At 64.0% G+C, this 24,191-nt stretch carries 23 protein-coding genes; 19 read left to right on the forward strand and 4 right to left on the reverse strand.

Going from position 1 to position 24,191, the window contains the following annotated elements; all coding sequences use genetic code 11:
• Nucleotides 1–118: 118 nt before the first annotated feature.
• The 4 genes from ACMHYJ_RS01550 to ACMHYJ_RS01565 all read right to left on the reverse strand — a co-directional run bounded on the left by ACMHYJ_RS01550 (nt 119) and on the right by ACMHYJ_RS01565 (nt 3,808).
• Nucleotides 119–982 (reverse strand): lipoyl protein ligase domain-containing protein, encoded by an 864-nt coding sequence (locus ACMHYJ_RS01550; RefSeq protein WP_414244434.1) that lies wholly within the window; start codon nt 980–982, stop codon nt 119–121.
• 9 nt (nt 983–991) lie between these two features.
• Nucleotides 992–1,465: a TM2 domain-containing protein gene (locus ACMHYJ_RS01555; protein ID WP_414244435.1), complete on the reverse strand. Its 474-nt coding sequence runs from the start codon at nt 1,463–1,465 to the stop codon at nt 992–994.
• Nucleotides 1,466–1,541: 76 nt separating this feature from the next.
• Nucleotides 1,542–3,035, reverse strand: a complete 1,494-nt coding sequence (gene glpK, locus ACMHYJ_RS01560) for a glycerol kinase GlpK (RefSeq protein WP_414244436.1) — start codon at nt 3,033–3,035, stop codon at nt 1,542–1,544.
• Entirely contained in the window at nt 3,032–3,808 is a 777-nt protein-coding gene (locus ACMHYJ_RS01565; protein ID WP_414244437.1) for a DeoR/GlpR family DNA-binding transcription regulator, read from the reverse strand. Before ACMHYJ_RS01565 ends, glpK begins: the two co-directional genes overlap by 4 nt.
• Nucleotides 3,809–3,941: 133 nt before the next feature.
• Between ACMHYJ_RS01565 and ACMHYJ_RS01570 the strand changes: the two genes are divergently transcribed.
• The 19 genes from ACMHYJ_RS01570 to ACMHYJ_RS01660 all read left to right on the forward strand — a co-directional run bounded on the left by ACMHYJ_RS01570 (nt 3,942) and on the right by ACMHYJ_RS01660 (nt 24,150).
• The gene (locus ACMHYJ_RS01570) at nt 3,942–5,030 is read left to right on the forward strand and encodes an ABC transporter ATP-binding protein (protein WP_414244438.1); all 1,089 of its coding nucleotides are present in this window, start codon (nt 3,942–3,944) and stop codon (nt 5,028–5,030) included.
• Complete coding sequence (locus ACMHYJ_RS01575) at nt 5,017–6,096, forward strand: ABC transporter ATP-binding protein (RefSeq protein ID WP_414244439.1); 1,080 nt, start codon at nt 5,017–5,019, stop codon at nt 6,094–6,096. Before ACMHYJ_RS01570 ends, ACMHYJ_RS01575 begins: the two co-directional genes overlap by 14 nt.
• Nucleotides 6,093–6,986: a carbohydrate ABC transporter permease gene (locus tag ACMHYJ_RS01580; RefSeq protein ID WP_414244440.1), complete on the forward strand. Its 894-nt coding sequence runs from the start codon at nt 6,093–6,095 to the stop codon at nt 6,984–6,986. The genes ACMHYJ_RS01575 and ACMHYJ_RS01580 overlap by 4 nt, the downstream gene beginning before the upstream one ends.
• Nucleotides 6,979–7,797, forward strand: a complete 819-nt coding sequence (locus ACMHYJ_RS01585; RefSeq protein WP_414244441.1) for a carbohydrate ABC transporter permease — start codon at nt 6,979–6,981, stop codon at nt 7,795–7,797. Before ACMHYJ_RS01580 ends, ACMHYJ_RS01585 begins: the two co-directional genes overlap by 8 nt.
• A gap of 10 nt (nt 7,798–7,807) precedes the next feature.
• Nucleotides 7,808–8,116, forward strand: coding sequence for a DUF2160 domain-containing protein (locus ACMHYJ_RS01590; protein WP_414244442.1), 309 nt, complete (start codon nt 7,808–7,810; stop codon nt 8,114–8,116).
• 163 nt (nt 8,117–8,279) lie between these two features.
• Nucleotides 8,280–10,013 carry an ABC transporter substrate-binding protein gene (locus ACMHYJ_RS01595; protein WP_414244443.1) on the forward strand — a complete coding sequence of 578 codons (1,734 nt, stop codon included), beginning with the start codon at nt 8,280–8,282 and terminating at the stop codon, nt 10,011–10,013.
• A 14-nt stretch (nt 10,014–10,027) separates the two neighbouring features.
• Nucleotides 10,028–11,641 carry a glycerol-3-phosphate dehydrogenase/oxidase gene (locus tag ACMHYJ_RS01600; RefSeq protein WP_414244444.1) on the forward strand — a complete coding sequence of 538 codons (1,614 nt, stop codon included), beginning with the start codon at nt 10,028–10,030 and terminating at the stop codon, nt 11,639–11,641.
• Between the two features lie 392 nt (nt 11,642–12,033).
• Entirely contained in the window at nt 12,034–12,354 is a 321-nt protein-coding gene (gene flhD, locus ACMHYJ_RS01605; protein WP_414244445.1) for a flagellar transcriptional regulator FlhD, read from the forward strand.
• 4 nt (nt 12,355–12,358) lie between these two features.
• Entirely contained in the window at nt 12,359–12,922 is a 564-nt protein-coding gene (flhC, locus tag ACMHYJ_RS01610) for a flagellar transcriptional regulator FlhC (protein WP_414244446.1), read from the forward strand.
• Nucleotides 12,923–13,072: 150 nt separating this feature from the next.
• Nucleotides 13,073–13,945: a flagellar motor stator protein MotA gene (gene motA / locus ACMHYJ_RS01615; protein ID WP_414244447.1), complete on the forward strand. Its 873-nt coding sequence runs from the start codon at nt 13,073–13,075 to the stop codon at nt 13,943–13,945.
• Nucleotides 13,946–13,961: 16 nt separating this feature from the next.
• Nucleotides 13,962–15,005 carry a flagellar motor protein MotB gene (gene motB, locus ACMHYJ_RS01620; RefSeq protein WP_414244448.1) on the forward strand — a complete coding sequence of 348 codons (1,044 nt, stop codon included), beginning with the start codon at nt 13,962–13,964 and terminating at the stop codon, nt 15,003–15,005.
• A 12-nt stretch (nt 15,006–15,017) separates the two neighbouring features.
• On the forward strand, nt 15,018–17,165 hold the full coding sequence (gene cheA / locus ACMHYJ_RS01625) for a chemotaxis protein CheA (protein WP_414244449.1): 2,148 nt from the start codon (nt 15,018–15,020) through the stop codon (nt 17,163–17,165).
• A gap of 24 nt (nt 17,166–17,189) precedes the next feature.
• Entirely contained in the window at nt 17,190–17,684 is a 495-nt protein-coding gene (locus ACMHYJ_RS01630; protein ID WP_414244450.1) for a chemotaxis protein CheW, read from the forward strand.
• Nucleotides 17,685–17,732: 48 nt separating this feature from the next.
• Nucleotides 17,733–19,457, forward strand: coding sequence for a methyl-accepting chemotaxis protein (locus ACMHYJ_RS01635; protein ID WP_414244451.1), 1,725 nt, complete (start codon nt 17,733–17,735; stop codon nt 19,455–19,457).
• A gap of 9 nt (nt 19,458–19,466) precedes the next feature.
• Nucleotides 19,467–20,312 (forward strand): CheR family methyltransferase, encoded by an 846-nt coding sequence (locus tag ACMHYJ_RS01640; RefSeq protein WP_414244452.1) that lies wholly within the window; start codon nt 19,467–19,469, stop codon nt 20,310–20,312.
• 18 nt (nt 20,313–20,330) lie between these two features.
• Nucleotides 20,331–21,398: a protein-glutamate methylesterase/protein-glutamine glutaminase gene (locus tag ACMHYJ_RS01645; protein WP_414244453.1), complete on the forward strand. Its 1,068-nt coding sequence runs from the start codon at nt 20,331–20,333 to the stop codon at nt 21,396–21,398.
• Nucleotides 21,399–21,455: 57 nt separating this feature from the next.
• Nucleotides 21,456–21,839 carry a chemotaxis response regulator CheY gene (gene cheY, locus ACMHYJ_RS01650; protein WP_414244454.1) on the forward strand — a complete coding sequence of 128 codons (384 nt, stop codon included), beginning with the start codon at nt 21,456–21,458 and terminating at the stop codon, nt 21,837–21,839.
• 10 nt (nt 21,840–21,849) lie between these two features.
• Entirely contained in the window at nt 21,850–22,497 is a 648-nt protein-coding gene (gene cheZ, locus ACMHYJ_RS01655; RefSeq protein WP_414244455.1) for a protein phosphatase CheZ, read from the forward strand.
• Nucleotides 22,498–22,602: 105 nt separating this feature from the next.
• Nucleotides 22,603–24,150, forward strand: coding sequence for a methyl-accepting chemotaxis protein (locus tag ACMHYJ_RS01660; protein ID WP_414244456.1), 1,548 nt, complete (start codon nt 22,603–22,605; stop codon nt 24,148–24,150).
• The last annotated feature ends 41 nt before the right edge of the window (nt 24,151–24,191 follow it).

Raw genomic sequence — 24,191 nt, forward strand, 5'->3', positions numbered from 1 at the left:
GCGGCCGATCCGCCCCAGGGACAGGCGGGGTTTGTGCCGTGGCGCGGGGACGGCGTCGCGCGGCGATTGGATGACGCCACCCCCTCGGGGCGGGCGGGATTTGCGCCGTGGCGCGGGCTCAAATCGCCGGGCAGCGCCGGATGCCGTCTTCCAGGCGGGTTCGCAGCAGGTCGATGAAATTGCCTGCCGTGGGGCGATCCAGGCAATGATCCAAAGAAACCGCGCTGTGTTCGGCATAGCGGCGCGGGTTGTCCAGGGCGGCTTCCAGGGCATTGGCCTGCCGGGTGACCTGCCGGATGTCGCATTGCACCAGGATCAAGGCATGAACCAGGCCAATGTGCTGCGCCGGCGCATGATCCTGGGCACCGGCACCGGCATCGGCATCGGCATCGGCATCGGCATCGGCATCGGCCAGGGTCTGGGCACGGATCTGGGCATCGGCATGCATCCGGGCCGGCTCGGCGCCGCGTGCGGCCTGGCCCGCGGGTCGTCCGGGCGTCATCCGCCGCCACCATTGGGCCGTGCCGGCGATTTTCCGGGCGGGATGGCCCACGGCCAGGTTGTAGCGGCCATCGCAAAATGATCCCGCCACCGCTTGCGCCCTGGCTTCGATCCCGAAAAACAGCAGGCTGGTGGCGATCAGGCCGCACAGCAACTGGTAGAAGGATTCGGCGTGATCCAGCGGCCGCCCGCCGAAGCGCTGGGCCAGGCTGAGATTGAGGATGCCCGGCCCTTGGGGCACCACGCCGCCGCCCGACTGGCGCACGTGGATCGGCCACCCTTGCGCGGCAAAGGCGGCCTGGGCGTCGGTGAAGCCGGGCCGAGCGGCATAGGTGCGCGGCACCACCAGGCCTTGGCCGGCCTGCCAGAGGCAGGCCACGGGCCCCTGGGCGGCCGCGTCCAGCAGGACGGTATCGGCCAGGGGCCCGGCGGCCGGGCAGGGGCCCAGATCCAGCAGGCGGTAATTGGAGCGGTTCGGCATCGGGCTGGCTTAACGGCCCAATTGGGTGGCGGCAAAGGTTTCGTCATCCATGAACAGATAGCGGATGGCGTCGATCAGCCCCAGCACCACGGCCAGCGGGATGAAGACCCAGCAGATCAGCAGGAAGCCGATGCCCCAACCGATCTGCCCCAGGAAAAAACGGTGCGCGCCCAGCCAGCCCAGGAAAATGGCCAGCACGATCGCAATGCGCCGCTGGCTGCGCGCCTGCCCCAGGGATGCCCGGTGCGCGCCGAGTATCCACAGGCTGGCCGGAATGGTCAGCGCGATGGCCAGCAGCACCTTGCCGGAATGAAACTGCAGATAGGCGGCCAACAGGGCGTAGAGTTCGTCCGCATTGCGCACCAGCACCCCGGTCAGCTTGGAAATCCAGACAAAGACCTGCCCGAAGGCTTGTTCTCCGAAGCTGAGGGCCGTCAGGATGACGATGAAGATGGCCAGAACCAGGATGATTTTTTTGAGCATGAAAGAGACCAAGGGTTGGGCGGCCGTCGCGGGGCGGGCTGGCGGGCGCGGCCCCGGCGTGCGGTCGGGGCCGGCTTCAGCCGACGGTCGCCTGGCGGATCGCGCGATCCCATTGTGCCAGATGTTCGGCCGCCTGGTCGGCCGGCATGCCGGGATCGAACTGGCGCTCGATGCGCCAGAGGGAGTCGAGTTCCTGGATGTCGGCGTAGACCCCGGCCTGCAGTCCCGCCAGGAATGCCGCCCCCAGCGCGGTGGTTTCCACCATGGTGGGACGCAGCACGGGGATGCCCAGCAAATCCGCCTGGAACTGCATCAGCAGATCGTTGACGCAGGCCCCGCCGTCCACCCGCAGGGCCTGCAGGGCCTGCGCCCCCGCGGCCTGGGCGTCGCGGCCCATGGCCTGCAGCAGGGCGGCGCTTTGGTAGGCGATGCTTTCCAGGGCGGCCCGGGCGATGTGCGCCATGGTGGTGCCCCGGGTCAGGCCGGTGATGGTGCCGCGCGCGTTGGGATCCCACCAGGGGGCGCCCAGCCCGGTGAAGGCCGGCACGAACATCACCCCGTCGGAATCCGGCACGCTGCGCGCCATTTCCTCGATGTCGCTGCTGCGCGTAAAGGCGCGCAGGCCGTCGCGCAGCCACTGCACCACGGCCCCGCCCACGAACACGCTGCCTTCCAGGGCATAGGCGGGCCGGCCGTCCACTTGGGCGGCGCTGGTGGTGACCAAGCCGTTTTCGGAGACCAGGAAGCGCTCGCCCGTGTGCATCAGCATGAAGCAGCCGGTGCCGTAAGTGTTTTTCGCCATGCCGGGGCGAAAGCAGGCTTGGCCGAACAGGGCGCTTTGCTGGTCGCCCGCCACACCGCAGATCGGGATCGGGTAGTCCAGGATGTCGCCGGACACCCGGCCGAAATCCGCCGAGGAGGGCAGGATTTCCGGCATCATGGCGGCGGGGATGCCCAGGTGGCCCAGCAGTTCGGGATCCCAGCGGTTGCGGTGCACGTCCATCAGCATGGTGCGCGCCGCGTTGCTGACGTCCGTCAGGTGCCGCTGGCCGCCCGTCAATTGCCAGATCAGCCAGCTGTCGATGGTGCCGAACAGCAGTTCGCCGGCCTCTGCCCGGCGGCGGGCGTCCGGCACATGATCCAGTATCCACTTCAGCTTGGTCGCCGAGAAATACGCATCCACGCGCAGGCCGGTGCGCTGCAGGATCTTGTCTTCCAGCCCCTGGGCGCGCAGGTCGGCGCAGGTGGGTTCGGCCCGGCGATCCTGCCAGACGATGGCCGGGTGGATCGGTTCGCCGGTGCGGCGATCCCAGACCACGGTGGTCTCGCGCTGATTGGTGATGCCGATGGCGCTGATGTCGCGCGGCTGGACGCCCGCCCGGTTCATGGCCTCGCGCAGGGTGTCGCGCTGGGTGTGCCAGATTTCCATCGGGTCGTGCTCTACCCAGCCGGGCTGCGGGTAGTGCTGGGTGAATTCGCGCTGGGCCAGGCCCACGATCCGGCCCATGCGGTCGAAAACGATGCTGCGCGTGCTGGAAGTGCCCTGATCCAGGGCAAGCAGATAGGTCATTGGCAATCCTCGGGGGCAATCACACAGTCGACGCCGGCGGCTTTCAGCAGGCCCGGGAAAGGCTCGGGCGGACGGACATCGGTAAACAAGCGGTTGATCTCGGCGAGTTCTCCCACCCGAACCATGGCCGGGCGATGGAACTTGCTGGCGTCGGTGGCCATCCAGACTTCGCGGGCCGACTGCATGATGGCCTGCGACACTTTCACTTCGCGGTAGTCATAGTCGCGTAAAGTGCCGTCCGCTTCAATCCCGGAAATCCCCATCAGCGCGATATCCACCCGGAACTGCCGGATGAACTCGACCGTGGCCTCGCCCACGATGGCGAGGTCACGTGGCCGCACATTGCCGCCCGCCAGGATGATTTCGCAGCCCGGTTGGTGTCCCAGCATATAGGCCACATTGATGTTGTTGGTGATGATGCGCAGCCCCGTATGGCCCGTCAGGGCCTGGGCGATGGCTTCGGCGGTGGTGCCGATATTGATGATCAGGGAGCAGTCATTGGGGATTTCGCGGGCGATGGCCCGGGCGATGCGCTGCTTGGCCTGGGCATGCAGCTGCGCCCGCTGCCGGTAGGCGATGTTTTCGATGGTGGAGGCCGGCAGGCGCGCGCCGCCGTGGAAGCGGATCAGCTGGTTGGCTTCTTCCAGGCGCTGGACGTCCCGGCGCACGGTCTGGACGGTGACGTCCAAGTGGTCGGCCAGTTCGTCCAGACTGCAGGCGCCCGCGCGGTGCAAATGCTTCAGCAGGCGGATTTGGCGGGGGTTTGGATTCATGAATAAGGCCCATGTTCGAACAGAAGTGACTGTACAACGAAAATAAAAGAAGGAATCCTAGGGTTTATATGGAGGAAAAGTTATGCGAAACGAACGATAATGATCAAAATCGAAACGAACAGAGGGGCACTTCATGCTGCTTGAACTCGCCGGTGTGGGTAAGAAAGTCGGGGCGGAAACCTGGCTGTATCCCCTGGATCTGACCCTGCGGGAATCCGCGGTCACTGTGCTGCTGGGCGTCACCCGGGCAGGCAAGACCAGCCTGATGCGCATCATGGCGGGGCTGGATACGCCCACCTCGGGGCGTGTGCTGGCCGATCGGCAGGACGTCACCGGGGTGCCCGTGCGCCGGCGCAACATCGCCATGGTGTACCAGCAGTTCATCAACTATCCTTCCCTGTCCGTGTTCGACAACATCGCTTCGCCTTTGCGGCTGCGGGGCCAGTCCGATATCGACACCCGGGTGCGGGCCATCGCCCGCACCTTGCACATCGAGGAATTCCTGGGCCGCCTGCCGGCGGAACTCTCCGGCGGCCAGCAGCAGCGGGTCGCCCTGGCCCGCGCCTTGGCCAAGGACGCCCCCCTGATGCTGCTGGACGAACCCCTGGTCAACCTGGACTACAAGCTGCGCGAAGACCTGCGCGAAGAACTCAGCCTGATGTTCGCCCAGGGCCGCTCCACCGTGGTCTATGCCACCACCGAACCCGGCGAAGCCCTGCTGCTGGGGGGCTATACCGCCGTGCTCGACCAGGGCGAGCTGCTGCAATACGGCCCCACGATTGATGTGTTCCATCGGCCCGCGTCCATGCGGGTGGCGCGGGCTTTCAGCGACCCGCCGATGAACTTCCTTGCGGCCCAGGCCGCCGCCGGGGTGCTGCGCTTCACGGGGCTGGACGACATGCGCCTGCCGGAAAACACCGCCTTGCCGGCGGGGCCGGTCACGGTGGGGCTGCGCGCCGCCGACCTGTCCCTGCGCAATCAGGGTGAAGACTGCCGCGTCAGCGGCCAGGTGCAACTGGCCGAAATCTCCGGCTCCGCCACTTATGTGCACGCCGACACCCCCGTGGGCACCCTGATCGCCCAGGTGCCCGGCGTCAGCCACCACCAGTTGGGCGACACCATCACGTTTCATTTTTCCAGCCGCCAGGCCTATGTCTTCGGGGCCGACGAAGCCTTGCTGCATGCCCCCGCATTTCAGGAGTCCAACCATGGCGCGCATTGATTTGGATCTGGCCCACAGCTACCACAAAGTCGTCCGCTCGGATGCGGACTACGCCTTGCTGCCGCTGAAAATCACCTTCGAGGACGGCGGGGCCTATGCCTTGCTGGGGCCATCGGGCTGCGGCAAGACGACCATGCTCAACATCATCTCCGGCCTGGTCGCCGCTTCGCACGGCAGCGTCCGCTTCGATGGGGTGGACTGCACCCAGGCCACCCCGCAGCAGCGCAATATCGCCCAGGTTTTCCAGTTTCCCGTCATCTACGACACGATGACCGTGGGCGAGAACCTGGCGTTTCCCCTGCGCAACCGGCGGGTGCCGGCCGACCAGATCCGTGAAAGAGTGGGGCGCATCGCCGAAATGCTGGAACTCTCCGCCGTGCTGGATCAGCGCGCCGCCAACCTGGCCGCCGACGCCAAACAGAAAATATCCCTGGGGCGCGGGCTGGTGCGCCCAGACGTTTCGGCCGTGCTGTTCGACGAACCCTTGACCGTCATCGACCCCCACCTCAAGTGGGAATTGCGCCGCAAGCTCAAGCAGATCCACCACGAACTCGGTCTGACGCTGATCTACGTCACGCACGACCAGGTCGAGGCCATGACCTTCGCCGACCAGGTTCTGGTCATGGCGCGGGGCCGCGTGGTGCAGCAGGGCACCCCGGCCGAGCTTTTCGAGCGGCCGCGCCATACTTTCGTGGGGCATTTCATCGGCTCGCCGGGGATGAATCTCCTGCCGGTGCGCCGCCAGGGCGAAACGGCGCTGTGGTTCGAGGATCACCTGATTGCCGACCAAGGGCTGCCCGACCTGCCCAGCGGGGCGCTGACGCTGGGGATACGCCCCGAATACCTGCGCGTGTCGCCCCAGGCCGTGGCGGGGTCCGTGCCCGCGGTGGTGCGCCGGGTTCAGCATCTGGGCACCAGCCAATTGCTGACCCTGCGGGCCGGCCCCAAAGAACTCAAGGCCCACATCGCCCCGGATGCGCCGGCCCCCGCGCCGGATGCCCAGGTGCATCCCGTGCTGCTGGGATCCCATACCTGCTTCTACCAGAACGAGGAACTCATCGCATGAGCACGATCGTCAAGCCCGTCAATCAGAAGGCCTGGTGGCTCATCCTGCCGGTCATTCTGTGTGTCTCGTTTTCGGCCATCATCCCGTTGATGACGGTGGTGAATTACTCGGTGCAGGACATCCTGGGGCCCAACCAGGCGGTGTTCGTCGGCACCGAATGGTTTTCCAGCGTCATGCGCGACGAAGACCTGCACGCCGCCTTGCTGCGCCAGCTGTTGTTCTCCGGGTCGGTTCTGGCCATCGAAATCCCCCTGGGGGTGATGCTGGCGCTGTCCATGCCGGCCAAGGGCTGGCGCGCCTCCGCCGTGCTGGTCATCATTTCGCTGTCCCTGCTGATCCCCTGGAACGTCGTCGGCACCATCTGGCAGATTTTCGGGCGCACCGACATCGGCCTGTTCGGCTGGGGGCTGGCCCAACTGGGCATCGACTACAGCTACGTGGGCAACCCCCTGCAGGCCTGGCTGACCGTGCTGCTGATGGATGTCTGGCACTGGACGCCGCTGGTGGCGCTGCTGGCTTACGCGGGGCTGCAGTCCATTCCCGAAGCCTATTACCAGGCCGCCAGCATCGACGGGGCCAGCAAATGGGCGGTGTTCCGCTATATCCAGCTGCCCAAGCTGCGCGGGGTGCTGATGATCGCCGTGCTGCTGCGCTTCATGGACAGTTTCATGATCTACACCGAACCCTTCGTGCTGACGGGCGGCGGGCCGGGCAGCTCGACCACGTTCCTCAGCCAGTACCTGACGCAAAAGGCCATCGGCCAGTTCGACATGGGGCCCGCCGCCGCGTTTTCTCTGGTGTATTTCCTGATCATTCTGCTGTTCTGCTTCATTCTGTACAACTGGATGCTGCGCGTCGGCAACAGCACCTCGGAGGCACCCCATGAATAATCCTTCCCGCTGGCCGCGCAAGCGCACGCTGTTCCTGATCCTGTACCTGCTGTTCGCCCTGGTGCCCATCTACTGGATGGTGACCATGAGCTTCAAGACCAACCAGGGGATTTTGTCCGAGTTCACCTTGTATCCCCACGAATTCACGCTGGACAACTACCGCCTGATCCTGACGGATCCGTCCTGGTACATGGGCTATGTCAACAGCCTGATCTACGTCTGCCTGAACATGGTGATGGCCATTGCCGTGGCCCTGCCCGCCGCTTATGCGTTTTCGCGCTATTCCTTCCTGGGCGACAAGCACGTGTTCTTCTGGCTGCTGACCAACCGCATGACGCCGCCCGCCGTATTCCTGCTGCCGTTCTTCCAGCTGTATTCCACGCTGGGCCTGATGGATACGCACTGGGCGGTGGCCATGGCCCATCTGCTGTTCAACGTCCCGCTGGCCGTCTGGATTCTCGAAGGCTTCATGAGCGGCATTCCCCGCGAGATCGACGAGACCGCCTATATCGACGGCTACAGTTTTCCCCGGTTCTTCCTGACGATCTTCCTGCCCCTGATCAAGTCCGGGGTGGGGGTGGCGGCGTTCTTCTGCTTCATGTTCAGCTGGGTCGAACTGTTGCTGGCGCGCACGCTTACCAGCGTGGACGCCAAGCCCATCGTCGCCATCATGACCCGCACGGTATCGGCCTCGGGCATGGATTGGGCCACGCTGGCGGCGGCGGGCACGCTCACCATCGTGCCGGGGGCCATCGTCATCTGGTTTGTGCGCCACTACATTGCGAAGGGCTTCGCAATGGGCCGGGTCTAAGGAGAATCCCATGCTCGATTGGATGGTCTGGACAGTCCCCACCGCCGTGTTTTTCATCTGCATCGGCCTGATGCTGGCCGGCATGACGGTCTGGGGCCTGAAATCCCCCACGGTCTTGCGCAAAGGCTTTCTGCCGATGGCCACGACGCGCGGCGACCGGCTGTTCATCGGCCTGCTGGTGGCCGCCTATATCAACCTGGGCTTTCTGGGCCTGGGCGAAAAAATGATGGATTGGTTTTCCCTGCAGGCGGAACCCTCGGTCTGGATCAGCTTCGTGCTGTCCATGGGGGTGCTGGCCTTCATCATGCGCAAAGGGTAGGGCGCCGCGGGCCGGTCGCCGGGGATCAATTCAGGGTGTTTTGCCGTTCCCCGCGGCAAGACACCGCGCAGTACCAGGGGCATGCATCGGATTCCCGCTTTGGCGGGGATGCCGGTTCCTGAGCAGGAATGCTTATTCAACGATTAAACAAGAGGAGCACACCATGAAGTTTCGTCACACCGCAGTGGCGCTGGCCATTGCCTGCGCCCTGGGCAGCCAGGCGGCCTGGGCCGGCATGGCCGAGGCCGAGAAATGGATCGATACCGAGTTTCAGCCATCCACCCTCACCAAGGATCAGCAAAAGGCTGAAATGCAGTGGTTCGTCGATGCCGCGGCCAAACTCAAGGACAAAGGGGTCAAGGAAATCTCCGTGGTGTCGGAAACCCTGACGACCCACGAATACGAATCCAAGGTGCTGGCCAAGGCCTTCGAGGAAATCACCGGGATCAAGGTCAACCACGAAATCATCCAGGAAGGCGATGTGGTTGAAAAACTGCAGACCTCCATGTTGTCGGGCAAGTCCATCTACGATGGCTGGATTTCCGACTCCGACCTGATCGGGATGCACTACCGCTACGGCGAAGTGCTGTCCCTGACCGACTACATGCAGGGCGCGGGCAAGGAATTCACCAATCCGGGCCTGGATCTCAAAGACTTCATCGGCACGTCGTTCACGACGGCGCCGGACGGCCAGATGTACCAGTTGCCGGATCAGCAGTTCGCCAATCTGTACTGGTTCCGCTACGACCTGTTCAACCGGCCCGATCTGCAGGAAAAATTCAAGGCCAAGTACGGCTACGACCTGGGCGTGCCCGTCACCTGGACAGCCTACGAGGACATCGCCAAGTTCTTCACGGAAGACATCAAGACCCTCGATGGCAAGCCCATCTACGGCCATATGGATTACGGCAAGAAAGACCCGTCCCTGGGCTGGCGCTTCACGGACGCTTGGCTGTCGATGGCGGGTTCGGCCGACAAGGGCACGCCCAACGGCCTGCCGGTGGACGAATGGGGCATCCGCGTGGCGGACGACAACTGCACGCCGGTCGGGGCTTCGGTCGAGCGCGGCGGGGCCACCAATTCGCCGGCCGCGGTCTATGCCCTGACCAAATACATCGACTGGATGAAGAATTACGCGCCGTCCAACGCGCTGGGCATGACCTTCACCGAATCCGGCCCGGTGCCTGCCCAGGGCGAAATCGCCCAGCAGATTTTCTGGTACACCGCCTTTACCGCCGACATGATCAAAAAAGGTCTGCCGGTGGTCAACGAAGACGGCACCCCGAAATGGCGCATGGCCCCGGCCCCGCACGGCCCGTACTGGAAAGACGGCATGCAAAACGGCTACCAGGACGTGGGCTCGTGGACATTCTTCAAGGATCATGATCCCGACAAGGTCGCCGCCGCCTGGCTGTATGCCCAGTTCGTCACGGCCAAGACCACGTCCCTGAAAAAATCCATCGTGGGCCTGACCTTCATCCGCGACAGCGACATCCATAGCGATTACTTCACGGACAACGCCGACAAATTCGGCGGCCTGATCGAGTTCTACCGCAGCCCCGCCCGGGTGGCCTGGACGCCCACGGGGACCAACGTGCCGGATTATCCCAAGCTGGCCCAGCTGTGGTGGCGCAGCGTGTCCCAGGCCATTGCGGGCGAAAAAACACCGCAGCAGGCCATGGACAACCTGGCGGCCGACATGGAAAAAGTCATGGCCCGCCTGGAACGCGCCGGCATGAAGCGCTGCGCGCCCAAGCTCAATCCCAAGAGCGATCCCGCCAAATGGTTGAGCGACGAGCACGCCCCCTGGAAGAAACTCGCCAACGAAAATCCGAAGCCTGAAACGGTTTCCTACGATTCACTCCTGCAGGCCTGGAAGGAAGGCCGCGTCCGGTAAAAGGGTTATTCACGATGTCTCAAGCCGCCACCCCGCTCCCCGCCCAGACCGATCGGGCTCAGTTGCTGCAGTCGCTCGATGCCCTGCGCGAAGTGGATCTGATTGTGATCGGCGGGGGGGCCAGCGGCTTGGGCGTCGCCCTGGACGCCCGGCTGCGGGGCCTGTCGGTCCTGCTGCTGGAATCCAACGATTTCGCGGGTGGCACGTCTTCACGGGCCACCAAACTGGTGCACGGCGGGGTGCGTTATCTCGCGCAGGGCAATATCAGCCTGGTGCGCGAAGCCCTGCACGAGCGCCGGGCGCTGCTGAACAACGCGCCTCACCTGGCGCAGCCCCTGGCATTCGTCATGCCCGCTTACCGGCCCTGGGAAATCCCCTTTTACGGCATGGGCCTGAAAGTCTACGACGCCCTGTCGGGGGCGGCCAGCCTGGGCAAGACCCAGTGGCTGGGGCGCCAGGGCACCGTCGGGCAACTGCCCGGCGTCAATGCGCAGCATCTATACGGCGGGGTCAAATACTGGGACGGGCAGTTCGACGATGCTCGGCTGGCCCTGGCCCTGGCCCGGACGGCCGCCGCCCAGGGCGCGCTGGTTCTCAACTATTGCCCCGTGGTCGACATCCTGCACGACGCGGGCCGGGTTTGCGGCGTGCGCTGGCAAGACGCCCTGGCGCCCGCCGACGCCCCGCGCGGCGGCCAGGTGCGGGCGCGCTGCGTGGTCAACGCCACCGGGGTGTGGGTGGACGATGTCCGCCGTCTGGACGACGCGGCCCGGGGCCAGCAGGTTCGGCCCATGGTGGCCCCCAGCCAGGGGGTGCACCTGGTGGTCGATCGCCGTTTCTTTCCGTCCGACCAGGCTTTGCTGGTGCCGCATACGCGTGACGGCCGGGTCTTGTTTGCCGTGCCCTGGCTCGGGCACGTGATTCTGGGGACGACGGATACGCCGCGCCACGCGGTGGAACGCGAACCTCATGCCTTGGCCGAGGAAGCCGCCTTCATCCTGAATGAATCCGCCAATGTCCTGGCCCATCCCCCCAAAGCCGATGATGTCCTGAGCGTCTGGGTGGGGTTGCGGCCGCTGGTGCGCCCCGACGAGCAGGCGGATGGCGCCACCAAGACCATCAGCCGCGAGCACACGGTGCGCATCAGCCCTTCGGGCCTGGTGACCGTCACAGGGGGCAAATGGACGACCTACCGCTCGATGGCCCAGGATGTCCTGAGCCACTGCGTCCAGGCTGGCCAACTGGATGCCCTGCCGGCTTGCCGCACCACCCGTTTTCCCCTGGTGGGCGCCCCGGCGGCGGGCGGGGGGGCCACCAGCCTGGCGGCCCTGCCGGGCCTGCAGGCCTACGGCACCGAGGCGCCCGCGGTTCAGGCGCTGCCCGGGGCGGACGTCGCCCTGGGCCTGGGCCTGACGCAGGCCATGGTGCGCTACGCCGCGCGCCACGAATACGCCCGTTGCGTCGAAGATGTGTTGGCTAGACGCCACAGAATGCTTTTTTTGAATGCCGGCCTGGCGGCCCGGACGGCGCCTGCCGTTTCCGCCATCCTGCAGGAAGAAATCGGCACGGACGGCCAACTGGCGTCTTTTCTGGCCCTGGCCCGACAGTACGCCCAGGTGCCGGTCTAGGCCGGCATCGGCCGCCGCCGGCCCGGGTGGCGTTTGCCTCCGGGGCAGGGCACGGCGTTCGGGTGCTGCGCGGGATGGCCGCAACCGCGTGGCCCGGGGCTTGGCGCCGTGCGCCGGCCCGATCCCGCCGGGGTTTCGCGGATGTATGGAAGTATTGCCAATTGCGAAGCGCGGAATCCGGGTAACGCTGTAAATAAGCCCAAAAACCAGCCTACTTACGTTTATACTAGGCGCATGCATGTTGATTATGCATGAAAATGTATATTTGATGTCTTAATATAATTAGATCGCTGCCCGGGGATGTCACTGAATACGACTCGCCTGACGAAATTCGGGATATTCCACGCGTCCGCAGCGCTTGCCTTCATTCATCCATTTTTACCGGGGGGCCCATGACTACACCTGACGCCGCACTGCTCAACGATATCCGCGAGGTCAATCTCTCCTACCTGATGCTGGCCCAGCGCCTGCTGCGCGAAAACCTGTCCGCAGGCATGTTCCGCCTGGGGTTCGATGCCGATGTGGCCGAAATCATCCTCAATCTCTCGCCCGCTCAGATCGTCAAGCTGGCTGGTTCCAGCTCGGTGCTGTGCGCGTTTCGCCTGAACGACGCGCAGTTGCTCAGTTCCCTGACCCACGAAGTCCTGGGGGGGGTGCTGCAGCAGGCGCATTCCACCATCTTGCTCAGTCGCCAAGAATCCGCCACAGCCTGAACCCATGGCCAGTAAAAGTGTCTCTCTCGAAGGTGAAGACATCCTGCTGGCTTCCAGCATGATCCGCCTGGGGGCCAGACTGCAGGTTCTGCAGGCCGAGACCTCACTGAGCTACGATCGCCTGGCGCGCCTCTATCGTGAAATCCGCGGGGTTTCCCCCCCCAAGGGGATGCTGCCTTTTTCCGTGGATTGGTACATGACCTGGCTGCCGAATATCCATTCCAGTCTGTTTTACAATATTTACCGTTACTTGGATAATTTCACCCCGGCCAAGAAATCCCTGGCCATGGTCGAAGCCTATCGCCTGTATCTCGAACAATCCGCCGCGGGCCTGCGCCCCGGCGACGCGTCCGACGAACCGATTCTCAGCTTCACCCGGGCCTGGATGCTGTTGCGTTTCTTCGAAAGCGGGTTGGTGCAATTGTCCTGTTGCCATCAATGCGGCGGGCAGTACGTGGCGCATGCCCACGATCCGGCCGCCAGCTTTGTTTGCGCCATCTGCAAGCCACCTCCCAGGGCAGGCAAGACCCGGTCCCGCCGCAAGGCCAGTCCGGCCCGATCGGTCTGAGTCCCGGTTTTTGGGGGTGTTTTCGATGTTTTTCGCTCTTTCCCGGGGCAGCCTTTGGATTTGCGGACAAAAATCCCGGCTGAACCATGCTTTTAAAAGCCTGAATTCAGGCGAACATTGACCCTATTCTGACTATCAAGGCGTACGCACGTGTTTATCATCCTGGGTTATCTGATTGTCTCGGTCGGGGTTTTCGCCAGTTTCCTCGGGGTGGGCGGCCACCTGGGCGCCTTGTACCAGCCATTCGAATTCCTCTTGATCGGCGGTTGCGCCTTCGGCGCCTATATCGGCGGCAGCAACGGGGCTTCGATCAAGCTGCTCCTGGAAGCCATCCCCAAGGCGGTCAAGCGCAATCCCTATGGCAAGCCGCTCTACATGGAACTCCTGGCTCTGCTGTACACCCTGTTGAACAAATCGCGCCGCGACGGCCTGATGTCGATCGAATCCGACATCGAAGACCCGAAATCCAGCCCGATCTTCACGCAGTTTCCGCAGGTTCAGAAAGACGCCCGCCTGATGGAATTCCTCACCGATTACCTGCGCATCATGATCAGCGGCAACATGAATCCCTTCGAGATCGAGACCTTGATGGATCAGGAAATCGAAGCCACCCACAGCGAACACAATACGCCGATCAACGCGGTGCGTTCCGTGGCCGACGCGCTGCCGGCCTTCGGGATCGTGGCGGCCGTGCTCGGCGTCGTGCACGCGCTGGCGGCGGTCGACCAGCCGCCGGCGGTGCTGGCCGACCTGATCGCCAAGGCCATGGTGGGCACCTTTTTGGGCATTCTGCTGTCCTATGGTTTCGTGTCGCCGTTCGCCTCTGCGGTCGAGCGCCAGTCGGTGGCGGCCATCAAGGTGCTGGAATGCATCAAGGTCACCTTGCTGGCCAGCATGAATGGCTATCCGCCGCCCCTGTCGGTCGAATTCGGCCGCAAAGTCCTGTTTTCCACGGTTCGGCCTTCGTTCACCGAACTCGAAGCCCATGTGAAGCAGGTCAAGAACCAGGGCTCGGGACGCTAGACAAGGACAATCGACTATGGCCAAACAGGATACGGGCCGGGTGGTCGTCCGGCGCAAGCGCGCCTATGGCGAGGCCCACCATGGAGGCAGCTGGAAAATCGCCTACGCCGATTTCATGACCGCCATGATGGCGTTTTTTCTGGTCATGTGGCTGCTGTCGCTGGTGCCGAAAAGCGAACTCGAAGGCATTGCGGAATACTTTCGCACTCCGCTGATCACTGCGGTCACCGGCGGGCATAATCTGGACAGCAGCCGCTCCCCGATCCCCGGGGGCCAGCCCAGCCCCATTCCCAACGTCAGCCCGCCGCCCACGCCGATGTCCCTGCAGGACGACGAAGACGCGCAGGATCAGTCCAACCTGGAAAACCTGAAAGAACAACTGGAAAACCTGATCGAGCACAATCCCGTCCTGATGCAGTTTCGCCCCCAACTGTTGCTGGACATGACGCCCGACGGCCTGCGCATCCAGATACTGGATCAGCAGAACCGGCCCATGTTCGCCACCGGCAGCGCCCATGTGCAGTCCTATATGCGCGATATCCTGCGCGAACTGGCGCCGCCCATCAGCAAATTGCCTAACGCCATCACCCTGTCCGGCCACACCGACGCCATGCAATATGCTTCGGGCGACCGCAGCTACAGCAACTGGGAGCTCTCCGCCGACCGCGCCAATTCGGCGCGCCGCGAGCTCGTGGCGGGCGGGCTGGTCGAAAAAAAGGTCAAGCGCATCGTGGGGCTGGGCGACACCGTCAATCTCATTCAGGATGACCCGTTCGCGGCGGTCAACCGGCGCATCAGCATCCTGGTGCTCAATCGCGCGGCGGAGCGCCGCATCGACCGGCAAAATGCCGCGGGCGTGCAGGGGGTGCAGCTGCAAAAGCTGCTGGAAGACGCCGCGCGAAACGAACCCACCCAAGATGCTGCAACATCTGGTATAACGACTTCAGAATCAATATCGCCCGCCGCATCCGGCGACGCGCCTTCGGACGCCGGGGCCGCTGCGGGCAATAACACTCAACCCCCAGGGGTGTCGGCTATCCCATCGGCGCCTACCAACTAAAATGAGGCAATCATGAGTGCAGGTGTGGACCTCAGCGAGTTCTACGATACATTTTTTGACGAGGCCGATGAATTATTGGCCAATATGGAACAGCTCTTGCTGGGGCTGGATCTCGACCACCCGGACAATGACGACCTCAACGGTATTTTCAGGGCTGCGCACTCGATCAAGGGGGGGGCGGGCACTTTCGGTTGCTTCGAAGAACTCGCCAAGACCACGCACTTGCTGGAAAACCTCCTGGATCTCATCCGCCATGGCGAACTCGCCTTGCGCCAGGACATGATTGACCTCTTTCTGGAAACCAAGGACGTGCTGACTGAACAAGTCGCCGCGTATCGCGGCTCTGAAAAACCCGATCAACAAGTCTACGAACGCATCTGCGCCCAATTGCGCCAGTTGGCGCTCGAACATCAGCAGGGTGGGGCGGGTGCGGCCCCCGCGCCCGCTGCGGCTGCACCCGCGCCCGCCGCAGCCCCGGCCGCGCCCGCCGTGGCGGCACCGCCACCGGCCCCCGCGTCGGCGGCCGATGCCGACCTGCCGGTGCATGTGCGCGTCAGCAACATCCAGCCCAAGGACGTCGACGCCCTGGCCAGCGAAATGGCGCTCATGGGCGAAATCCTCCACCGCGACCATTCGGACGGCGACTTGTCCCTGTGGCTCAAGACCACTACCCCGATCAGCGACCTCGAAGCCGTCTGCTGCTTCATCGTCAACCAGGATCAGGTGCAGATCACCCATCAGGCCCTGCCCGGCGCGGCGGCGCCGGCCCAGTCCGCGGCTCCCGCGCCACAAGCGCCAGTGGCGCCCGTAGCCCCCGCGCCGCAGGCGCAGGCCCCTGTGCCGCCTGCGGCCCCCGCGCCGGCTGAACCGGCCGTGGCCGACAGCGCCGCCCCGGCGGACAGCCAGCCCGACGCGTCGGCCAACCGCGCCGATGCAAACGACAAGCCGGCCGACAAGACGGTTCACAAGGCCAAGAAAGAAAGCGGCACCATCCGGGTCGGGGTCGAAAAAGTCGACCAGATCATCAATCTGGTGGGCGAGCTCGTCATCACCCAGGCCATGCTGGTGCAGACCTCCCAGTCGCTGGATCCCGTCCTGCACGACCGGCTGCTGAACGGCATCGAACAGCTCGAACGCAACGCCCGCGATCTCCAGGAAGCCGTGATGTCCATCCGCATGATGCCCATGGATTACGTCTTCAGCCGCTTCCCCCGGGTGGTGCGCGAAAACGCGCACAAGCTGGGCAAGCAGATCAAGCTGGTCACCAAGGGCCAGGCCACCGAACTCGACAAGAGCCTGATCGAACGCATCATCGACCCCCTGACGCACCTGGTGCGCAACAGCCTGGATCACGGCCTGGAAGTCCCGGAGGCCCGGATTGCCCAGGGCAAGGATCCCGAAGGCACGCTGATCCTGTCCGCCCAGCACAATGGCGGCCAGATCATCATCGACGTCATCGACGATGGCGCCGGCCTGAGCCGCGAACGCATTCTCAAAAAAGCCATCGCCCAGGGCTTTCAGGTCTCCGAGTCCACGCCCGATGATGAACTCTGGCAGCTGATCTTCGCTCCGGGGTTTTCCACGGCCGAGAAAATCACCGATATTTCCGGCCGTGGGGTGGGCATGGACGTGGTGCGGCGCAATATCCAAAGCATGGGCGGGCACGTGCAGCTGTCCTCGCGCAAGGGCCAGGGCACCACCACGCGCATCGTGCTGCCCCTGACCCTGGCCATTCTGGACGGCATGTCGGTCAAGGTCGGCGAAGAAACCTTCATCCTGCCCCTGTCCCACGTCACCGAGTCCATGCAGGCCAGCCCGGAGCAAATCCACAGCATCTCCGAAACCGAGCAGATGCTGCATGTGCGGGGCGAATACCTGCCGGTGGTGCCGCTTTACGAGGTCTTCAACGTCCGGGGGGCCGAAACCGACATCACCAAGGCCATCGCCGTCATCCTGCAGGCCGAGGATCAGCGCTTCGCCCTGCTGGTCGATCACCTGATCGGCCAGCACCAGGTGGTGGTGAAGAATCTCGAAACCAACTATCGCAAGGTCCCGGGGATCTCGGCGGCCACGATCCTGGGCGACGGCAGCGTGGCCTTGATCGTGGATGTTTTCGCCCTGCGGCGCACCTCGACGCAGCGGCAGGTCACTGCGGCTTGATCCTTTCTCAGTTATGGAGCCATCATGAATCTAAGCGACGTTTCAGGCCAGGCGGATACCCAGGGCCAGGAATTCCTGGTGTTTACCCTGGCCAACCAGGAATACGGCATCGATATTCTCAAGGTTCAGGAAATCCGCGGCTACGACAGCCAGACCGTCACCCGCATCGCCAATGTACCGTCCTTCATCAAGGGGGTCACCAATCTGCGCGGGGTCATCGTCCCGATCGTCGATCTGCGCATGAAATTCGCCATGGAAAATGTCGAATACACCGCCCAGACCGTCGTGGTCATCCTCACGGTCAATGCGCGGGTGGTCGGCGTGGTGGTCGACGGCGTGTCCGACGTGCTGATTCTCCAGCCCGCCCAGATCAGTTCGGCGCCGCAGTTCGGCTCGGCATTCTCCACCGAGCATCTCACCGGCATCGGCACGGTGGGCGAACGCATGCTGATTCTGGTCGACATCGAAAAACTCATGACCAGCGAAGAAATGGCGCTGGTCGAAACGGCCGTGGCCTGACCGGTTTCACCGTCACCTATTATTGTTATCCCGAGGGGCCTGGATTACATGCAGGAAAATAAAAAAAGCTGGCTTGGCGCGCTGAAGGTCCGCACCAGCTTGGTGTTGGTGCTTGCGTTTTTCTTCGTGATGCTGATTGCCGGGGCGTTGCTGGGGGTGGTGTCCCTCAAGCTCAACAATGACGCGCTGAAGACCATCGCCAACGAGCAAAAAACAGTGGCGGTGCTGGATACGGCGGTCAACCAGTACCAGGACGTCCAGGTGCTGATGGGGCGCGCCCTGGCCAGCATCGTGGTCAACAACGACTTGGCCAATAACGCCATCCTGTCCAACTGGAACGCGGATGCCGACGCCGGCGGCCTGGCCGTGCTCAGCGACGAATCCCAAAGCCTCATCGCGCAGGCCGAGTCCAGCCTGCAAAAGGCCCGCCAGAGCCTGGCCCTGTTCGCCCGAGAAGCCGAAAGCCACCTGTCCGGCGATCTTCGCGCGGCCGACGTCCAGGCCCTCTATGGGCAACTGGTCGATCAGGCCATTCCCGCCGTCATGGCCGCCCTGAAATCCGGCAGCATCGACGAATATCAATCCCTGCAGAAAAGCCAGGTCGATCCGGCCGAGCAGAAATTCACCCAGGCCTATCAGGCGCTCGAAGCGCGTCAGGCCGACCAGGTTCGGCAGGCCATCCAGGCCGAGGACACCCACTTGTCGTGGGTGACCGTGATCGTCGGGGTCTCCATGGTGGTGGCCCTGCTGTTCGCCATCGCGGCCTACCTGTTCCTGCAGCGGGTGGTGCTGCGTCCGCTGCGCCGGGCGGGCGAACACTTCGACCGCATCGCGGCGGGCGATCTGACGGCCGACATCCAGGTGCCGTCGCGCAATGAAATCGGCGTTCTGTACCTGGCCATGCAGCGCATGCAGGACGGCCTGGTGCAGATGGTGGCCCAGGTGCGCGGCGGGGTGGGCGAGATCCGCACCGGGTCGCGCGAGATCTTCGCGGGCAACACCGACCTCAGCAGCCGCACCGAACAGCAGGCCGCCTCCTTGCAGCAGACCGCCGCCAGCATGGAACAGCTCTCCAGCACCGTGCGGCAGAATTCCGACAATGCCGAGCAGGCCGACAAGCTGGCCAAGACTGCGGCGGCAGTCGCCCAGCAGGGCGGGGCGGCGGTCAGCAGCGTGGCCGAGACCATGTCGGGCATCACCAGCAGTTCCAGCAAGATCGCCGAGATCGTGTCGGTGATCGACGGCATCGCCTTCCAGACCAACATTCTGGCGCTCAATGCCGCCGTCGAGGCCGCCCGCGCGGGCGAACAAGGCAAGGGTTTTGCCGTGGTGGCGGGGGAGGTCCGGTCGCTGGCGCAGCGCAGCGCCCAGGCGGCCAAGGAAATCAAGACCCTGATTGACGATTCGGTGACCCGAATCCACGAAGGCTCCGAGCGCGTCCAGGATGCCGGGCGCATCATGGCGGACATCGTCCAGTCCGTGCAGGGGGTGACCGCCATCATGAATGAAATCTCATCCGCCTCGCGCGAGCAGGCCGATGGCATTGGCCAGATCAATGCCGCCGTGGCCGACATGGATCAGGTCGTGCAGCAAAACGCCGCCCTGGTGCAGCAGGCGACCAGCGCGGCGGGCGCTCTGCAGGCGCAGGCCGAGCATCTCAGCGCGGCGGTGGCCGTGTTCCGCATCCAGGACAGCGGCCCCGTGATCGACGTGCCGGGCGGGCGGCTGGGGTATGCCCCGCCGGCGGCGCAGGCGCCCCTGGCGTTGCAATAAGCCGATTCCATGATTAATGACGCGGCGTCTGTTTCCTATTTTTCCCAGCAGGCCTTGCCCAAGGCGGATGCGGGGGATTTATCGCGGGTGATCGATATCCTGCATCGCCGGGCCGGCATCGTGCTGGGCGATCACAAGAAAGACATGGCGGCCCGCACGCTGGGCCTGCGGGCCCAGCATTCGGGGCGCCAGTCGGTGCGCGACTATCTCAATTTTCTAGAGCAAAACCCGCAGGCCGAAGAATGGGATCGCTTCATCAGCGCGTTTACCATCAACCATACGGCGTTTTTCCGCGAGGCGCATCATTTCAAGATTCTGGCGGATTTCGTCCGCGCGCGCCGCAAGCCCATTTCAGTGTGGTGCTGTGCATCGTCCTCGGGCGAAGAACCCTATACACTGGCCATGACGCTGCACGACGCCTGTGGGCAGTCCGACGCGGGCATCTCGGTGCTGGCCACGGACATCGACACCCAGGTGCTGGTGCAGGCGCGCAAGGGGGTCTATACGCTGGACCGGATCAAACCGATTCCGCCGGAATTTCTGCGGCGTTATTTTTTGCGAGGGACAGGGCGCCAGGCTGGGATGGCCATGGTAAAACCCGTGATCCGCAATCTGGTCACTTTCGAAGAACTCAACCTGGTGGCGCCCAGTTGGCCGATCAACCAGAAATTCGATGCGATTTTCTGCCGCAACACCATGATCTACTTCGATAAACCCACCCAAACCCGGATTCTGGAGCGCTTCGTGCCCTTGCTCAAACCCGGTGGGCTGATGTTTGCGGGCCACTCTGAAAACTTTACTTATCTGACAAAATCCCTGCGGCTGCAGGGTCAAACGGTATATACCCTGGCGTGACCGGCAGGGTGGATGGATATGGCTGAAAACAAAAAAATCACTGTGTTGTGCGTGGACGATTCGGCGCTGGTGCGCAGCCTGATGACGGAAATCATCAACGGGCAACCCGATCTCCAGGTGGTGGCGACGGCCCCGGATCCCCTGATCGCGCGCGAACTCATCAAGCAACACAATCCCGACGTCCTGACGCTGGACGTTGAAATGCCGCGCATGGATGGCCTGGACTTCCTCGAACGCCTGATGCGCCTGCGGCCCATGCCGGTCGTCATGGTGTCGTCGCTGACCGAGCGCAATTCCGAGGTCACTTTGCGCGCCCTGGAGCTCGGCGCCGTCGATTTCGTCACCAAGCCCAAGCTGGGCCTGCGCGACGGGCTGATGGAATACAGCGACATGATCGCCGATAAAATCCGCGCCGCCGCCCACGCCCGCCTGCGCCCCCGGTCCGCGCATGCGGGGGATGCCGTGGCCCGTCCACGCCTGGCCGGCAATTTCTCCACCACCGAGAAGCTCATCATGATCGGCTCGTCCACGGGGGGGACGGAAGCCATACGCCATGTGCTGGAACCCTTGCCGGCCAACAGCCCCGCCATCATGATTACGCAGCACATGCCGGCGGGCTTTACCAAATCCTTCGTCCAGCGTCTGGACGGCCTGTGCGCGGTGCACGTGCACGAAGCCGAGGACGGCCAGCGAGTTCTGCCGGGCCACGTCTATCTGGCGCCGGGCGGCGTGGCCCACATGAAGCTCGCCCGCTCGGGGGCCAATTACGTGGTCAAGCTCGAATACTCCGACCCCGTCAACCGCCACCGGCCTTCGGTGGACGTCCTGTTTCATTCCGCGGCCCAGGTCGCGGGCAAGAACGCCGTGGGGGTCATCCTGACCGGGATGGGCAAGGACGGCGCCCAGGGGCTGCTGGCCATGCGTCAGGCCGGTGCGCGCACGTTTGCCCAGGACGAGGCCACGTGCGTGGTGTTCGGCATGCCGCGCGAAGCCCTGCTCATCGGCGCCGCCGAGGAAGCCGTCCCGCTGGACGAAATCAGCGAACGTATTTTAAAAAGTGCGGGTGCCTACGGGCATCGTGTCTGAACCTTTGCGGGGGCTGCGCCGCGGCCCCCGCCCGATTTAAAGACTGGAGAACAATCCGTGGTTCAAAAAACCTTGAAAATCCTGGTTGTCGACGACTTCCCGACCATGCGTCGGATCATCAAGAACCTGCTCAAGGACCTGGGGTACGAAAACGTCGACGAAGCTGAAGACGGCGCCCAGGGCCTGGAGAAACTGCGCAACGGGGGCTTTGAATTCGTCGTGTCCGACTGGAACATGCCCAATATGGATGGCCTGACCATGCTGCAAAACATCCGCGCGGATCCCGGCTTGTCCGCGTTGCCCGTGCTGATGGTCACCGCCGAGGCCAAAAAGGAAAACATCATCGCGGCGGCCCAGGCCGGGGCCAGCGGCTATGTGGTCAAACCATTCACGGCAGCCACCCTCGAAGAAAAACTCAACAAAATCTTCGAAAAACTCTAAGAGGTGAACCATGGCGGAAGAACAATCTCCGGTAAATAATCCCGATCCTCAGATCGCGCCGGTGGATCTCATCCACCGGATTGCCCAGCTGACGCGGTCGCTGCGCGAAAACATGCGCGAACTGGGGCTGGACCAGGCCATCAAGGATGCCGCTCATGCCATCCCCGATGCGCGCGACCGGCTGCACTACGTGGCCCAGATGACCGAACAGGCGGCCAACCGCGTGCTGAACGCCGCCGAAGAAGTCCAGCCCTGGCAGGAATCCATGCAAAACGACGCCAAGGCGCTCGATGCCCGCTGGCAGGACTGGTTCGATCACCCCGTCGAACTCGATCAGGCGCGCGCCCTGGTGGACGACACCCGGGCCTTCATCAAAAGCGTACCCGAAAAAACCCAGGCATCGCAGAACAACCTGCTCGACATCATCATGGCCCAGGATTTCCAGGATCTGACCGGCCAGGTGATCATGCGGATGCTGGGGGTCATCGGGGCCATCGAGTCCGAGCTCGTCCAGGTGCTGATCGACAACGTCCCGGCCGAAAAGCGCGAAGAAACCAAGACGCTGCTGAACGGCCCCGTGGTCAACTCCGAAGGCAAGAACGATGTGGTGGCCAATCAGGATCAAGTCGACGACCTCCTGGCCAGCCTGGGCTTTTGACTCCGGTTTTCCCCCTAGTGACAAAATGCTTCGCTGCGGTTAAAAGGTAAAGTCAGTACGATTTCACATCACACTGACAGATGGCCCGCAGGCCACGGGGGGCACATGGACAAGCGCACACGGTATCTTGGCTTGGGGCGCCTCCTGGGGCAATTGCGCCTGGGCCGCGCCACGCTGCATGACCGCGCCTGGACACTGAACCCATCGGCCTGGCCCGTGGGGTCGTTCCTGGGGGCGCTGCGCGACCGCATGGTCGTCATGCGCCAGTCCAGCATCCGCATCGCCATCAATGCCGCCCGGCTGCAGGCCCACACCAAAGAGTGCGAATCCATGGCCCAGCAGCAGGCGGCCGAAGCCGAAAGCCTGTCCGCCCAGGGCGTGCAGATCGCGGGCCTGTCCCAGCAGACCAGCGATACCGTCAATGGCGCCACCCAGGTCTTTCGCGGCCAGCTGGCCGGCCTGCACGCCACGCAGGGCCAGTTGCAAGACCTGCAGCAGCGGGTGGCGCGGGTCACCGAGCGCATGCATGCCTTTTCCCAGGTGGTGACGCAACTCAGCCAACGGGCCCGCTCGGTCGAAGACACCAGCCGCCTGATCAAGGACATCGCCCTGCAAACCCACTTGCTGGCCCTGAACGCCGGGGTCGAGGCCGCCCGGGCGGGCAAGGCCGGCCAAGGGTTCGCCGTGGTGGCCAGCGAGGTCGGCAAGCTGGCCGAACGCGTCAATGCGGCCACCGGCGATATCGTCGGCCAAACCGGCGAAATCCTGGGCCTGGTCACGGATTCCGAAAAACAAAGCCGCACGATCCACAGCGACATGCAGGCGTCCGATGCCCTGGTGGGCGATTTTGCCGCCCAGTTCGGCCGCCTGGTTCAAGAGCTCGCCACCATCGGCGGGCAGATGGACGCCGTGGCCGACCAGGTCGGCCAGGTCAATCAGACCAACCAGGACATGAGCGCCTCCATCGCCCTGATCGCCGACCACAGCGCCGTCCTGCGCCAGCGCATGCAATCCATGCAAGACCAGGTGCACGGGGTGCGGGACCAGACCGAAAGCCTGCAGGAAATGCTGGCGGCCTGGCGCACGGGCGGCACCCCCTTCGACGAACTGGACAGCGGCCTGACGCATCTGCGCGACCAATGCGTCGCCTTGCTGCGGCGCAGCCGGGCCGCGGGCCTGGATATCTTCGATAAACGCTATCAGCAGATTCCGAGCAGCCAGCCGCCGCGCTATCACGTCGCCTACGACCAGAAAATCGACCAGGCGCTGCAGCAGCTGCTGGATGGCCTGCTGGGGCGGGTGCCGCACGGCTCGTATGCGATCCTCATCGACATCAATGGCTACGCGCCCACGCACAACCGGCATTATTCCCAGCCGCCCACCGGCGACCTGGCCCACGACACCGCCCATTGCCGCGACAAACGGCTGTTCGACGACCAGATCAGCCAGGGGGCCATCCGCAACCGGGGCGGGGTGCTGTGCCAGACCTACATGCGCGATACGGGTGAAATCATCACCGATCTCTCCATCCCGGTAGAGCTCGATGGCCAGCGCTGGGGGGCCGTGCGCCTGGGGCTGGATTACCAGCGCTACGAGCAGGCCGCGCGGCCGGCCGCCGCGGGCCTGGGCGTGGCCCGCCTGGCAAGCCCCTGAATTATCACGCCTAAACCGGGTTGATCCGCTATTTTGCGCAG

The sequence above is a fragment of the Castellaniella hirudinis genome (assembly GCF_047468865.1).
GTDB classification, from domain to species: Bacteria; Pseudomonadota; Gammaproteobacteria; order Burkholderiales; family Burkholderiaceae_B; genus Castellaniella; species Castellaniella hirudinis_A.